The organism is Archangium sp., assembly GCF_057119385.1.
In genome coordinates this window covers 84,012-97,949 of the sequence record NZ_DBNGVP010000180.1, presented here as the reverse complement: position 1 = coordinate 97,949, position 13,938 = coordinate 84,012, and the positions used below count along the sequence as shown (strand labels likewise).

Below are 13,938 nucleotides of genomic sequence, written 5' to 3'. Positions count from 1 at the left end.
GCGGAGCGGTTGACGTCGGAAGCAGGGGCGGTGCTGCTGCGGGAGGTGGACGAGAGGCTGGGGCTGACACGTTGGCTGGGGGAGACGCTGACGGACACGCGGGACGAGAGCCGAATCACCCACTCGCTGCGGGAGTTGGTGCGCACGCACCTGTTGCTGCTGGCGCAGGGGTGGAAAGACATCGATGACGCGGACGCGCTGCGCGAGGACGCGGCGCTCCGACGTTGTCCCGGCTGACGGCCATGCTGGCCCAGGAGGGCAACCGCGAGGTGCTCAGAGAGGCACTGGTGTGGTTGACAGGGCGCAGACTGAGGGCGTCGAGGCCCAAGGGCGAGCGGCTGAAGCAGGTGACGGTGGACGTGGATGGACTGCCGGTGGAGGTGCACGGGCACCAGGAGGGCAGCGCGTACAACGGACACTATGGAGTGCGCATGTACCATCCGCTGGTGGCCAGCATGGCGGAGACGGGGGACTTGCTGGACGTGAGACTGCGCGAGGGCAACGTGCACAGCGCCAGCGGGGCGCTGGACTTCATCTCCCAGTTGCTCGAGCGGGTGGAGAAGGAAGTATGCGAGGTGGCGGCGGTGCGCATGGATGCGGGCTTCCCCGAGGAGAAGCTGCTGGGGATGCTGGAGGAGCGAGGCACGCCCTACGTGGCGCGCGTGCGCAACACGGCGCCACTGCAGAAGGAGGCAGCCCTCTGGCGCTTCCTCCACTCGGGCGTCCCCCAGGGCCAGCCAGGTACCTTCCTGTACGAGTCGGAGTACCAGGCGCAAGGATGGAGCCGTGCGCGGCGCGTGGTGCTGGTGCTGGTGCTGGTGCTGGTGCAGAGGAAGGAGGAACTCTTTCCCTATGCCTTCTGGCTGGTGACGAGCTGGACGACGGAGCAGATGCCCGCCGAAGCGTTGCTTACGCACTACCGCCAGCGCGGCACGGCCGAGGGGCACTTCGGAGAGCTCATGGACGTGCTGGCCCCGGCGCTCTCCTCGGCCAAACGGCCCAAGTCCAACTACCAGGGCCATCCGCCCGTGCAGCGCTCGGTTTCAATCGATGCCTTCGCCAACAACGAGGTGCGCCTGCTGCTCAACGCGCTGGCCTACGACCTCGTGCACGCCGCGCGCGTGTTGATGGAGCAGGCCACGGGCGAAGGCTGGGGGCTGCGCCGTGTTCGCGAGCGGGTGCTCAAGGTGGCGGCGCGGGTACTGGTGCACGCCAGGCGGGTGGTGCTGGTCATGGGCCAGGAGTCGGCCGGTCTCTGGCGCAAGCTGTGGAGCCAGCTCGGCGCTCTGAGTACGGCCCACATCACGTAACCTCGACAGCCATTACCGCTCATCCGTCGAGTCGTTCGCCGCACCCTTTCCAACCACTCCTGCTTGCTACCCGCGCCCACGGGAGGGCCGACGTCTGTTCTGTGCTCGAAATCGCTCACAAGAGCCCCTGGCTCCTGCTCTCATGCATGAGTTGGGCCAGTTGTCATGAATATGATGGGCTAACTGGAGCCCAGTTACCGGTGGTAGTGAGCGCCTGTTCAGGTGTTTCTGTCCGGTCGTTTAGTCAGAGCTATTCATCCCCCGCAACTATGTCCAAAAACTTCGTGGGCACTCGACTAGGGTGGCCCCTTGGCCGTCCCGCCCTGGTGCTGGGCGGCCCACCCGGAGGGGCGATGCACCTGTCACCGCGTGAGATCGACAAGCTGCTGCTGCATGGCGCGGGCTTCCTGGCCCAGAAGCGTCTGGCGCGGGGCCTGCGGCTCAACTACCCCGAGTCCGTGGCGCTCATCGCCACCCAGCTCCTGGAGCTCATCCGTGACGGCCGCGGCGTGGCCGAGTTGATGGATGTGGGACGGAAGATGCTCGGGCGAGCGCAGGTCATGGAGGGCGTGCCGGAGATGGTGGCGGAGGTGCAGGTGGAGGGCACCTTCCCGGACGGCTCGAAGCTGGTGACGGTGCACCACCCCATCGAGGCCGAGCACGGCGACCTGTCGCTGGCGCTCTACGGCAGCTTCCTCCCGGTGCCGCCGCTGGAGCGTTTCCAGCGGGCGCCCCAGCCGGAGGAGGTGCGGCCGGGAGAGGTGCTGGTGCAGCCGGGCGAGCTGGTGCTCAACGAGGGCCGCGACACCGTCACGCTGGAGATCACCCACCGGGGAGACCGTCCGGTGCAGGTGGGCAGCCACTACCCGTTCTTCGAGACGAACCGGGCGCTCGTGTTCGATCGGGCGAAGGCGTACGGGAGGCGGCTGGACATCCCCGCGGGGACGGCGGTGCGCTTCGAGCCCGGGGAGAAGAAGACGGTGTCGCTGGTGGCCATCGCGGGGGCGAGGGTGGTGTGGGGCGGCAACGCGTTGGGCTCGGGGCCGGTGACGCCGGAGAACCAGGAGCGCGCCCTGGCCGAGGTGGCCGCGCGGGGCTTCGGACACGAGGAGGGCGCATGAGCCGGAAGATGGATCGCCGTCACTACGCGGACATGTTCGGTCCCACCACGGGGGACCGGGTGCGGCTGGGGGACACGGGGCTGGTGGCGCAGGTGGAGAAGGACTTCACCGTCTACGGGGACGAGTGCAAGTTCGGCGGCGGCAAGGTGCTGCGCGACGGCATGGGCCAGAAGTCCGGGGTGGGGGACGCGGAGGCGCTCGACTGCGTCATCACCAACGCGCTCATCGTCGACTGGTCGGGCATCTACAAGGCGGACATCGGCATCAAGGCGGGGCGCATCACCGGGATTGGCAAGGCGGGCAACCCGGACGTGATGGCGGGGGTGACGCCGGGCATGGTGGTGGGCGTCACCACCGAGGCCATCGCGGGCGAGGGGCTCATCGTCACGGCGGGCGGCATCGACTCGCACATCCACTTCATCTGCCCGCAGCAGGCGGACGAGGCGATCGCCAGCGGCATCACCACCTGGGTGGGCGGAGGCACGGGGCCGGCCACGGGCACCAACGCCACCACGTGCACGCCCGGCGCGTGGAACATCCGGCGCATGCTGCAGGCCACGGACAACATTCCGCTCAACATCGGCCTCACCGGCAAGGGCAACACCTCGCGTCCCGAGGGCCTGTTGGATCAGATCGCCGCGGGAGCCATCGGTCTGAAGCTGCACGAGGACTGGGGCACGACGCCGGCCACCATCGACAACTGCCTGTCGGTGGCCGAGGGCGAGGACGTGCAGATCACCATCCACACGGACACGCTGAACGAGTCGGGCTTCGTGGATGACTCGATCGCCGCGTTCAAGGGCCGGACCATCCACACGTACCACTCGGAGGGAGCGGGCGGCGGGCATGCGCCGGACATCATCCGGGTGTGCGGCCAGCCGAACGTGCTGCCGAGCTCGACGAACCCCACGCGGCCGTACACGGTGAACACGCTGGACGAGCACCTGGACATGCTCATGGTGTGTCACCACCTGGACCGCGAGATTCCCGAGGACGTGGCCTTCGCCGAGAGCCGCATCCGGGGAAGTACGATCGCGGCGGAGGACATCCTGCACGACCTGGGGGCCATCAGCATGATGTCCTCGGACAGCCAGGCCATGGGCCGGGTGGGCGAGGTCATCACCCGCACGTGGCAGACGGCGCACAAGATGCGGGAGCAGCGCGGGCGCCTGCGCGAGGAGACGGGGGACAACGACAACCTGCGCATCCGCCGCTACGTGGCGAAGTACACCATCAACCCGGCGATCGCCCATGGGCTGGCGCACGAGGTGGGCGCGGTGCAGGTGGGGATGCTGGCGGACCTGGTGCTGTGGCGGCCGGCCTTCTTCGGCATCCGTCCGGAGCTGGTGGTGAAGGGCGGTTTCATCGCCTGGGCGCAGATGGGAGACCCGGGAGCGTCCATTCCCACGCCGCAGCCCTTCTACATGCGGCCGCAGTTCGGAGCCCGGGGCCATGCGCTGGGAGCCACCAGCATCGCCTTCGTCTCGGGCCGCGCGCTGGCCGAGGGGACGGTGCGGGGACTGGGGCTGTCCAAGCAGCTCTCCGGGGTGAAGCGGTGCCGGGGGATCGGCAAGCGGGACATGAAGCTCAACGACGCGCTGCCGGTGCTCACGGTGGATCCGGAGACGTACGAGGTGCGCGCGGATGGCGAGCTGCTGACCTGCGAGCCCGCCGTCCGGTTGCCCCTGGCGCAGCGCTACTCGCTCTTCTGAGAGACGCACATGGGCTCCGCGTGGAGGGTGCTGCAGCTGGCCGACTCGGGCTTCCCCACGGGGGGCTTCGCGCACTCGGGAGGATTGGAGGCGGCGGTACAGCAGGGCGAGGTGCGCGGGCGCGAGGGCCTGGAGCGCTTCGTGCACGAGCTGATGTGGCAGACGGGGCACGGGGCGCTGCCGTTGCTGGGAGCGGCCTGGCGTGAGCCCTCGACGCTGGAGACGTTGGACGCACGCGCGGACGCCTTCCTCACCAACCACGTGGCCAACCGGGCGAGCCGCACGCAGGGGCGGGCCTTCCTGGACACGTGCGCGCGCATCTTCCCCGGGCCGGTGGGGCCGCTGCGGCAGGCGGCGCGGGAGGCGGGGGTGCTCTACCACCACGCGCCCCTGTTCGGCGCGGTGCTGCGCGTGCTGGACGTCGAGCTGTCCGACGCGCAGCGGCTCCTGTTGTCCCTCACGCTGCGAGGGGCGCTGTCGGCGGCGGTGCGGATCGGGATTGCCGGCACGCACGAGTCCCACCAGCTGCAGAACCGGTGCGCGCCCCTGCTGGACACGGTGCTGGAGACGTGTGCCGGGCTGGGGGTGGAGTCGCTGGCGCAGACATCACCCCTGATGGACCTGCTCGGCTCCACACACGACAGGCTCTACTCACGGTTGTTCCTTTCCTGAGGTGAACCATGCACGACGACCACCGTGGCCACGGCCATGACGACGACCATGACCACACGCACGAGGAGTGGGACCACCCGGGTCACTTCCACGAGCGCGAGCAGCCCGAGCGCCGCGACTTCTCGGCGAGGGCCTTCACGATTGGCATTGGAGGGCCGGTGGGCAGCGGGAAGACGGCGCTGGTGCTGGCGCTGTGCCGGGAGCTGAGGGAGCGCTACCGGCTGGGCGTGGTGACCAACGACATCTTCACCAAGGAGGACGCGGAGTTCCTGGTGCGCAACCAGGCGCTCTCGCCCGAGCGCATCAAGGCGGTGGAGACGGGCGGCTGCCCGCACGCGGCGATTCGCGAGGACATCAGCCACAACCTGCTGGCGCTCGAGGAGTTGATGGAGGCGCTGAAGCCGGAGCTGCTCATCGTCGAGAGCGGGGGAGACAACCTGGCGGCGCAGTACAGCCGGGAGCTGGCGGACTACACGGTGTACGTCATCGACGTGGCGGGTGGGGACAAGGTGCCGCGCAAGGGTGGGCCGGGCATCACCCAGTCGGACCTGCTGATCATCAACAAGACGGACCTGGCGCCGCACGTGGGCGCGGACCTGTCGGTGATGGATCGCGACGCGCGGAAGATGCGGGGCGACGGGCCGTTCGTCTTCACCCAGGTGACGAAGGGCGTGGGGCTGCGGGAGGTGATCGATCACCTGCTCGGTGCGTGGCGAAAGGCCACGGACGCCACGCTCCGCACCTGACGTTCGCTGAGCCGCAGGCAGCTCCTGCGATTCCAACAAGGACAACCGGATGATGCGAGACGAACAGTATCTTCTTGGCTACAGCGAACGCGAAGCGCTCAGGCTGCGGCAACAATCGCGGGATCTCGCGCATGAGACAGGGGGGTTGCTCAATCAGATCGGGGTCGGGCCGGGCGAGCGCGTCCTCGATCTCGGCTGTGGGCCGCAGGGGAGCCTCGAGCTCCTCGCCGAGCGGGTTGGCCCCTCCGGCTCTGTCGTCGGGCTCGAGAAGAATGCGCGGGCAGCCGCGCTCGCGCGGGCTTTCGTCCGCGAGCGAGGGTTGGCCAACATCGAGGTCGTCGCGGGCGACGCACGCGCCAGCGGCTTGCCGCGCGCATCGTTCGATCTCGTGCATGCGCGGCTCGTGCTGGTGAACGTGCCGAGGCCAGAGGAGATCGTGCGGGAAATGGTCGCGCTCGCCCGGCCGGGCGGCGTTGTCGCCAGCCACGAGGCGGACTATGCAGCGCATCGCTGCGACCCGCCGCACCCATCGTGGGACCGGCTGTTCGCGGTCTACGAGGCCTACTCGCGCGACAATGGGATCGACCTGTTCATCGGCCGGCGGACGCACAGCCTCTTCCGCGCGGCGGGGCTCATCGACCTGCGCGTGCACCCGCTGATTCACGTCTATCCCCCCGGACATCCGCGGCGCGGCATCTTCCTCGAGTTCATCGGCAACGTCCGTGCGCACCTGCTCGCCGACGGACGGATCAGCGAGGACGAGCTCGACACGCACCTCCGGGCGCTGCATGAGCACATCGCGCGCCCGGACGTCTTGATCATCTCGCACATGTTCTTCCAGGTCTGGGGGCGAGCGCCTTGAGTCAAATGGTCCAGGGACAGGGCATCATCCCAGGCGCGCGCAGGCCGCACGGCATCCTGAAAGGACTGCGCGATGCCGGTGTGCTGGATGACTATGTGATGTACGAGAGCGGCACCGAGACGAGGATCGTCGGCGGTTGCCTCGCCAGGGTCCTCCTCTCGGGAGACGAGCTCATCCTCGAGGGCCCTTCCGGCCCGCGCCGCTCGGAGCGTGCGCATGATCCGTTCAAGCAGATCGAGCGCATGCTCGCCGAGGTGGGAATCCCGCACTGGACGGCGTACGGGTACGTCGGGTTCGACGTCGCCCGCTTCTATCATCCCTACGGCAAGGCGATGAGCTGGCCCCTGCTCCACCTCGTGATTCCGGCCATCGAGGTCCACCTCCGCGGCGGGTGCGCCTTGGTCCAAAGCGCGGCGAACAAGGAGGCGATCGAGCGGATCGTCTCGACGACGAGCGACGACCAGACCACGGCCGCCCCCACCCCGCCGGACATTGATTTCTCCGATCGCGACGATTACCAGAACAAGGTGTTGTCGCTCTCGGAGGCGATCCGGGCGGGCGAGTTGGAGAAGGCCATTCTTTCGCGCTCCGTGGACATCCCGGGAGCGCTCGATGTCCTTGGCACCTACGCCGCGGCCGTGCGCACCAACCACGCGGCGCGCTCGTATTGCTTCCAGCTCGGCCACGTCGCCGGTGCCGGACTGAGCCCCGAGCTCCTGCTCGAGGCCGATGCCTCCGGGTTGGTCATGACGAACCCCCTCGCGGGGACGAGGCCTCGCGGCGCGAACGCCGAGGAGGACCTGCGCATCAGGAGCGAGCTCTACTCCGACGCGAAGGAGGTGAAGGAGCACGCGCTCTCGATCCTCGCCGCCCAGGAGGAGCTTCGCTCGGTATGCCTCGCCGGCTCCGTGCGGATCCATGACTTCATGCAAGTCAAGCCGTTCCGCTTCGTGCAGCACCTGTCGTCCAGGGTCTCTGGCCGGCTCGCCCAGGAGAAGACCGTGTGGGACGCGCTCAAGGCGCTGTTTCCCGGGATCACGGTGTCTGGCATTGATAAAGGCACGGCACTGCGCTTCATCGGCCGCCTCGAGCGAGAGCCGCGGGGGGTCTACGGCGGCGCGATCGGCTGGATGGACAGCCGGGGCGCGGCGGACATGGCGATCGCCATCCGGGCTGTCTACCAGTACGGGAGCACTGTTCGGCTGAACGCGGGCGCCGGGATCGTCGCCGAGTCGATCGCGGAGCGCGAATACATCGAGACCGTCAACAAGATGAACACGATGCGTTCGCAGCTCGTCTTTCTGCCGGGGTAGAGAACATGGACAGGGGCGGCCGTTCCAGGCCCGCCCTCCGCTGTGCATAGAGGAAAGGGATTGCGCGGATGGTGCTGAAACAACGCGGGTTGGTCAAGACGCCGTATGGGCTGATTCACTACGTGGCGGTGGGCACGCCGCGGCCGGACCGCGCCGCGCTGGTGTGTCTGCACATGAGCCCGCGCAGTGTGGACGAGTTCCGAGAACTGCAGGAGCTCCTGGGCTCGGAGGAGCGCAGGGTGGTGGCCATCGACGAGCTGGGCTACGGCGCGAGCGACAACCCGGACAGGTCGGTGACGCTGGAGCAGTTGGCGGACGCTGTCATGTGTGTGGTGGAGCACCTGGGCATCCAGCGCTTCTGCATGGTGGGCAGCCTGATGGGTTGCTACATGGGCATCAATCTGGCGGCGCGCTTTCCCGAGCGCTGTGCCGGGCTCTTCCTGCACAACCCGTACTTGTGGCCGGACGAGGCCGTGGAGAAGGCACGCAGCCAGGCCGCCTCGGAGAACCCGTCGTGGGCCGCGTGGGAGTCCAAGCCAGACGGAAGCCACTTCACGGACATCTGGAAGCTGCGCAGCGCCTTCCTCCCCCCGGACATCAATACGCGCTGCGTGGTGGACGACGCCGTCTACCGCCTCAAGCGCAACCTGCGCCAACCCCTGAACATCCACATCCAGGAGCCGCAGCTCTTCGACTTCACCCGGTTCTCCCACCAGGTGAAGTGCTCCGTGCTGTGCGTGTTTGGCGAGCAATGCGTCACTTTTTTCGATGCCATCGGCTACCGGATGACCGAGCAGAAGGCCAGACTCGCGGAAAAGTTCCCCGGCGCTGCCTCCTACACCGAACACCACCTCCCCGCCGCCTCCATCAACATGCTCAACACCCACGCCACGGACATTGCCCGCATTCTCACGGACACCCTGAGCACTCTGGGGGTGTAGACCTCGCGGGCGATGAGAGCGTTCGCGATGCGACATGTGTCGCGGTTGCCGAGACGGGCTGGCCGCGCGGGCTAACGGCTCTCCTGGGGAATGAAGGCGAGCACGCGCGCGGGGCTGCCACTGCCTCCCTGCACGGAGACCGGCTGCACGACGACGTAGGCTCCTTCGGCCGGCAGGGCGGAGAGGTCCGCGAGGTTCTCGATGTGATAGCCGCCGCCGCTCAGGAAGTGCCGGTGCTGCTGGAACGTCTTGCTCGGCCCCGGATCCGTCGAGAGCGTGTCGATGCCGATGCCGCGCACCTGACGGGTGCTCAGCAACTGGCTCGCGGCCATCGAGACTCCGGGGAAGTGCATCACGCCGGAGGCGTCCGCATTGCGGTAGCGCACCTCATCCGGCCAGCGCGAGGCCCAGCCGGTGCGGATGAGCACGATGTGCCGGGGCTCCAGCGCACCATGCTTCTGCTCCCAGGCCTCGATGTCCGCCACCGTCACCTCGTAGTCCGCGTTCTCCGAGGCCTTGGCGGAGACGTCCAGCACGGCGGCCGGGCCCGCCAGTGACTCCACGGGGAGCTGGTCCACCGTCTTCGCACCGGCGGCGAAGTGGGCCGGAGCGTCCACATGCGTCCCCGTGTGCTCGCCCACCGTGAAGTCGCGGATGTAGTACCCGTCCTTCTCGACGGTGCCCTTGACCTTGGCGGACATCGGCGTGCCCCCGGGGTAGACGGGCATCTGCTCCGTGAGGGGATGGCTGATGTCGACGATGCGCGTGCGCGCCATCGTCTCGGTGAGGCTGGTCCGTCCACCCTGGGTGGCACATCCACTCAGCAACAGCGTCACCGGCAGCGCGAGCTTCTTCCAGGAGATGTCGTTCATGGCCGGAACATACCTGGGCCGTGGCGCGGATGGGGCGAACACCGTGCGCCCCTTTCCGAGCACCTGATGCCCGGGCTACTTGTCCGTCTTGGAACGCCGTGCCGGGCTCTTCCTCGGCGCGGCCTTCTTCTTGTCGTCGTCCGCGACTCCGCTGGGCAGGAGGATCCTCGCCGGGCTCTTCTTCGACGCGGCCTTCTTCGCCTGGGTGGGAGCCTTCACCTGTTTCTTCGCTGCTTTCGTTCGAGTCGCCATGGTGGGGCGGAGTGTAACCCGTCCGCGATGTGGACCCGGAGTCCCCTCATGTCCTGCTGGCTTGTCCGGGTCGCGATTGCCTAGGCTCCGCGCATGTCCACCACCCCCTCGCATTCCGGCGGCTGCCACTGCGGCGCCGTTCGTTACCGCGTCGAGCTCGATCTCTCCAAGCCCGTCATCCAGTGCAACTGCTCGATCTGCGCACGCACCGGCACGCTGCTGGCGTTCGTGCCCGAGAGCAGCTTCACGCTCGAGAAGGGCGAGCAGAACCTGACCGACTACCAGTTCAACAAGCAGGTCATCCATCACCTGTTCTGCAAGACCTGCGGCATCCGCTCCTTCGCGCGGGGCACCGGTCCGAACGGCCCGATGGTGGCGGTCAACACCCGCTGCCTCGATGACGTGGATGTGACCCGGCTGAACATCCAGCACGTGGATGGAAAGAGCCGCTAAGCCCTCGGGTGGACAACTCTGGCGAGCCTCAGCCTTCGCCGCCGGCCTGTGCGCTCACCCGCGGCGCGCTCTTCTCCCCGGACGTGCGGTGCCGCCAGAAGAAGAAGACCGGGACGCCCGCGAGCAGGAGCAGCGCCCCCTCGAGCGCGTGGGTGGGGTTCGACGCAATGGAACCGATGACGACGTAGGCGGCCGCCGCGATGAAGAGCAGCGGGGTGAGGGGGTAGCCGGGAACCCGGTATCGCGCTCGCGGCACGCTGCCCGCGCGCTCGCGGGCGCGATAGACGAAGAGCGTTGCCGCCGTGGCGCCGAAGACGAGCCAGTCGGCGAAGACGACGGCGTCGAGCAACTCGCCGTAGGTCCCGGAGAGGGTGAGGAAGATGGCCCAGGCCGCCTGGAACACGATGGCGGACGTGGGGGTGCGGTAGCGGGGATGCAGCCGGGCGAGCCGCGGGAAGAAGAGCCCATCCGCCGCCATGGCCTGGTAGACGCGTGGCGAGACGAGGATGACCAGGTTCAGGAAACCGAAGGTGGACACCGCGATTCCCGCGGTGATGAACGTCCGGCCTCCGGGCCCGAGCAGTTGTCCGAGCGCGTCCGCCGCGGGTGCGCTGCTCGTTGCGAGCCCCTCCGCACCGAGCGTGCGCAGGTAGGTGAGGTTGGCGAGGAGGTAGACCGTCACCACGGCGATGACGCCGAGGAGGAGCGCGCGGGGCAGGTTGCGCTCGGGGTCGATCATCTCCTCGGCCACGAAGTTGGTCTGCTGCCAGCCGCCGTAGCTGAAGAGAACGGGGACCAGAGCCGCGCCCACGGCCAGTCCGAGCGAGTCGGGCAGGGCGGCGGAAGCGCCGAGGGCGGCCTCCGGCGCCTGTCTGGCCAGGAAGAGCCCGGCACCGCAGAGCACCGCGAGCGCCACCAGCTTCAGGAGCGTGAACACATTCTGGGCGAGCGCCCCGAGCCTCACTCCGACGTAGTTGATGCCCGAGAGCAGGACGATGGCACCCACCGCGAGCGGAAGCCGGGCCGTGTCCGGCAGGGCGAGCAGCGCGATCGTGTAGCTCGCGAAGGCCACCGCCACCGCCGCGATGGCTCCGGTGGCGATGATCAGCAGCAGGCTCCACGCGTTGAGGAAGGCCGGCAGCGGTCCGAAGGCATCGCGAAGGTAGACGTAGCTGCCCCCCGCCTTCGGGGCGCGCTGACCGAGCTCGCCGTAGACGAATGCTCCGATCAGCGCCACCACGCCGCCGAGCACCCAGACGCCCAGGGTGAGCTCCGGAGTGTGGACCCGCTGCGCGACGATGGAGGGATTGAGGAAGATGCCCGAGCCGATGATGCCGCCGATGACGAGCATGACGCCCGAGAAGAGCCCGACACGCCGCGAGTAACCGGCCTGTTCCTCCATGACGATTCGCGGCCCTGCTTCGTGTTGTTCGTCCATGGAGGCCCTCGGGTCCGGGCGGGAGCTTATCCGAGCAGGGTTCTCGAGAAGAGGGGGCCCTCGCGTGGCGATTGCCCACGCGGGTGCCTGGCGCATGTGCTCGAGCTCTTCGAGGAGGAGCCTTCCTCGGTCTTCACCTCCGTGCGATGGGCTGCTCGCCTCGGACGAGCTACCTCACACTCCCGACTTCGAGGTGTTGGCCTGCGTGAGGAGAGGAGGCCGGCTCACCGTGACCGATGTTCCATGTTTGAAGTAGATGGCGACGAGGATGAGCGAGACGAGGGAGATGAGCGACCACAGCCCCAGGCCCGGGAGTAGAACCATGGGCACATCCAGGAGGGCCACCGGTACGGTGGCCACGCCGAGGATGCCATTCGCCGCGAACAGCCGGCGTATCCAGTTCTGCACCTCGTCCCCGTGGAAGACACACGCGGCGGACAGGGTCCCGAGGCCCAGGAACGAGTAACCGATCGTCTCGATTGCGAAGAAGGCGGAGTGGAAGTTGGGCATGGCCAGCAGCGAGAGCCCCTCCAGGTCACCACTCGAGAGGTTGAGCCGCACCACGAACAGTTGCAGGTAGTCGTTGGTGCAGATGATGGCCATGTACGCGAGGGTGAAGAGCATCCCCAGCAGGCTGTAGAGCTTCTTCTCCTGGGGCGCGGACATGTGGATGCTGGCCATGTTCACGACGAGGGTCGGTGCCAGCAGGAGCGCGGGGAAGAGATTGATGAGCTGGCGCGAGTGGAAGCTCCTGGCGTAGGCCTCGATTCCCGCCCACTCCGGGGTCTGGATCCCGAAGGCGAGTGCGAGCCATAGAGCGGTCAGCACGGTCGCGAGGACGGCCGACCAGAACCCCATCCACCTCACCGGCCTGGGAATGCCCGGCGGCTGGCTGCTCGCTCCTGGCCCCGGTTCGACCCGGCCATCCTGCTGGGTGGTTGTGACAGTCATGACAAGCCCCTCCTCCGGAACCTGTATCCACCCGTGGAGACAGGCTCATCGGCCAAACGGATGAGGTGGCTTGGGTGGAGGAGGCCCCGTCCGGATGCCTGCTCCACATTGGGATCCACCCGGGCGTTGCCATGGAGGGCGCGCGGTCGTAAGACGGGGCCGTGTCCGAGTCCGATCCCCGGAAAGATCCCCGTTACCGTCCCTTCCGCGCCGCCGCCTACGGCCTCTACATCGCCGTGGTGTCCGCCTTCTGCATCGCGGTCATCATCGGCGTGACGCGCTCGGTGCGGGCGATGACGCCGCCCAGGAAGCCCCCGGCGGAGCAGGTGCTCTCCTACCGGGAGTGCCTCGACGAGGCGGATGCACTCTGGTCCCAGCTCGAGTCCGAGCGCGAGAAGCTGGTGCGCATCTCCCCGGCCCGCGAGGTGGACCGGCAGTGGCTCGCCTTCCGCACCACCTGGCTCCAGCACATGCGCGACGCCGAGGCCCGGTGCGCGCTCGAGTCCCGCGACCGCGCCAACCTCAAGGAGGTGTTCCGCCGCCTGGAGGAGGTGCAGGACCTCTACTCCATCCACGCCGTGCAGTACGCCGGTGAGGTGGGCGGCGTGGTGGACGCCCTGCGCGGCGCCTTCTCCACCGCGCGCAAGAACCCCGCGGCGGGCCGGCTGCCCTGAGCGGGGCCCCTCGCTACCGGCCCTTGTGAGGCCCCCTGGCTCCCTTGGGGGCCGGAGAGCCGTGCAGCCGCGCGTGCAGCGTGTCCGTCACCAGGTACCAGAACTGGACATTGCCGAAGCTGAGGATGTCCCCGTCCTTGAGCGTGGCCTCGCGGGTGCCGAGCGTGCTGCCGTTGAGGAAGGTGCCGTTGGTGGAGCCGGTGTCCTGCACGGTGCAGCGGCCCTGGGGCTCGTTCCAGCGCAGCACGGCGTGGCGCTTGGACACCGAGGCGTCGTCGATCACCAGGTCGCAGTCCGGCAGCCGTCCCACGCTCAGCGCCTCCGCGCGGGCCAGCGGGGGGAGGGTGGTGATGAGCAGGTCCTCGAACTCGAAGAGGAGCGAGAGCATGCCCTGCTCGATGGCGCCGGCGGAGGCCACGCGGGTGGGTTCGAGCGCGGCCGAGGGACGGCCGGGGGCGCGCTGGATGAGGACGAAGGGGCCGAGTTGACGGCGGAAGGCCCCGATGGACAATGACGCGCCGAGCGCGCGCAATTCCTGGATGGACAGCACGGCGTGGCAGCATGCCAGAAGTCCGGCGGGGCGGGCGGGCGGAAGAAGCGCCGACGCTGGTCCGGACGGCG

The 13,938-nt window shown here is 68.4% G+C and carries 14 protein-coding genes and 1 pseudogene; 10 read left to right on the top strand and 5 right to left on the bottom strand.

Going from position 1 to position 13,938, the window contains the following annotated elements:
• Nucleotides 1–30 precede the first annotated feature (30 nt).
• The 8 genes and pseudogenes from AC16DP_RS42360 (at nucleotide 31) to AC16DP_RS42325 (ending at nucleotide 8,677) form a co-directional block, all read left to right on the top strand.
• Nucleotides 31–1,310: pseudogene (locus tag AC16DP_RS42360) on the top strand (IS1380 family transposase).
• 353 nt (nucleotides 1,311–1,663) lie between these two features.
• A complete protein-coding gene (gene ureA, locus AC16DP_RS42355; RefSeq protein WP_329732167.1) occupies nucleotides 1,664–2,431 on the top strand; it encodes an urease subunit gamma in 768 nt (255 codons plus the stop codon).
• Complete coding sequence (ureC, locus tag AC16DP_RS42350) at nucleotides 2,428–4,143, top strand: urease subunit alpha (RefSeq protein ID WP_329732168.1); 1,716 nt, start codon at nucleotides 2,428–2,430, stop codon at nucleotides 4,141–4,143. Before ureA ends, ureC begins: the two co-directional genes overlap by 4 nt.
• A 9-nt stretch (nucleotides 4,144–4,152) precedes the next feature.
• A complete protein-coding gene (locus tag AC16DP_RS42345; protein ID WP_329732169.1) occupies nucleotides 4,153–4,815 on the top strand; it encodes an urease accessory protein UreF in 663 nt (220 codons plus the stop codon).
• Nucleotides 4,816–4,823: 8 nt separating this feature from the next.
• Nucleotides 4,824–5,561, top strand: coding sequence for an urease accessory protein UreG (ureG, locus tag AC16DP_RS42340; RefSeq protein WP_329732170.1), 738 nt, complete (start codon nucleotides 4,824–4,826; stop codon nucleotides 5,559–5,561).
• A 49-nt stretch (nucleotides 5,562–5,610) separates the two neighbouring features.
• The gene (locus tag AC16DP_RS42335) at nucleotides 5,611–6,423 is read left to right on the top strand and encodes a methyltransferase domain-containing protein (RefSeq protein ID WP_329732171.1); all 813 of its coding nucleotides are present in this window, start codon (nucleotides 5,611–5,613) and stop codon (nucleotides 6,421–6,423) included.
• Between the two features lie 5 nt (nucleotides 6,424–6,428).
• On the top strand, nucleotides 6,429–7,736 hold the full coding sequence (locus tag AC16DP_RS42330; protein ID WP_329732172.1) for a chorismate-binding protein: 1,308 nt from the start codon (nucleotides 6,429–6,431) through the stop codon (nucleotides 7,734–7,736).
• A gap of 68 nt (nucleotides 7,737–7,804) precedes the next feature.
• Nucleotides 7,805–8,677 carry an alpha/beta fold hydrolase gene (locus tag AC16DP_RS42325; protein ID WP_329732173.1) on the top strand — a complete coding sequence of 291 codons (873 nt, stop codon included), beginning with the start codon at nucleotides 7,805–7,807 and terminating at the stop codon, nucleotides 8,675–8,677.
• A 71-nt stretch (nucleotides 8,678–8,748) separates the two neighbouring features.
• On the opposite strand, the gene AC16DP_RS42320 is transcribed toward AC16DP_RS42325, so the two are convergent.
• Together AC16DP_RS42320 and AC16DP_RS42315 are read right to left on the bottom strand one after the other, a co-directional pair.
• Entirely contained in the window at nucleotides 8,749–9,549 is an 801-nt protein-coding gene (locus AC16DP_RS42320) for a cyclase family protein (RefSeq protein ID WP_329732174.1), read from the bottom strand.
• A 75-nt stretch (nucleotides 9,550–9,624) separates the two neighbouring features.
• Nucleotides 9,625–9,801 carry a hypothetical protein gene (locus AC16DP_RS42315; protein WP_329732175.1) on the bottom strand — a complete coding sequence of 59 codons (177 nt, stop codon included), beginning with the start codon at nucleotides 9,799–9,801 and terminating at the stop codon, nucleotides 9,625–9,627.
• Between the two features lie 93 nt (nucleotides 9,802–9,894).
• Here AC16DP_RS42315 and AC16DP_RS42310 point away from each other — a divergent pair, with 93 nt between their 5' ends.
• The gene (locus AC16DP_RS42310; RefSeq protein WP_329732176.1) at nucleotides 9,895–10,254 is read left to right on the top strand and encodes a GFA family protein; all 360 of its coding nucleotides are present in this window, start codon (nucleotides 9,895–9,897) and stop codon (nucleotides 10,252–10,254) included.
• A gap of 28 nt (nucleotides 10,255–10,282) precedes the next feature.
• Here the strand turns inward: AC16DP_RS42310 and AC16DP_RS42305 are convergent, their stop codons facing one another.
• Both AC16DP_RS42305 and AC16DP_RS42300 read right to left on the bottom strand, forming a co-directional pair.
• Entirely contained in the window at nucleotides 10,283–11,692 is a 1,410-nt protein-coding gene (locus tag AC16DP_RS42305; protein WP_329732177.1) for an APC family permease, read from the bottom strand.
• Nucleotides 11,693–11,866: 174 nt separating this feature from the next.
• Entirely contained in the window at nucleotides 11,867–12,643 is a 777-nt protein-coding gene (locus AC16DP_RS42300; RefSeq protein ID WP_329732178.1) for a hypothetical protein, read from the bottom strand.
• Nucleotides 12,644–12,804: 161 nt separating this feature from the next.
• Between AC16DP_RS42300 and AC16DP_RS42295 the strand changes: the two genes are divergently transcribed.
• Entirely contained in the window at nucleotides 12,805–13,317 is a 513-nt protein-coding gene (locus AC16DP_RS42295; protein ID WP_329732179.1) for a hypothetical protein, read from the top strand.
• Nucleotides 13,318–13,330: 13 nt separating this feature from the next.
• On the opposite strand, the gene AC16DP_RS42290 is transcribed toward AC16DP_RS42295, so the two are convergent.
• Entirely contained in the window at nucleotides 13,331–13,867 is a 537-nt protein-coding gene (locus tag AC16DP_RS42290) for an FHA domain-containing protein (protein ID WP_329732180.1), read from the bottom strand.
• Nucleotides 13,868–13,938 lie beyond the last annotated feature (71 nt).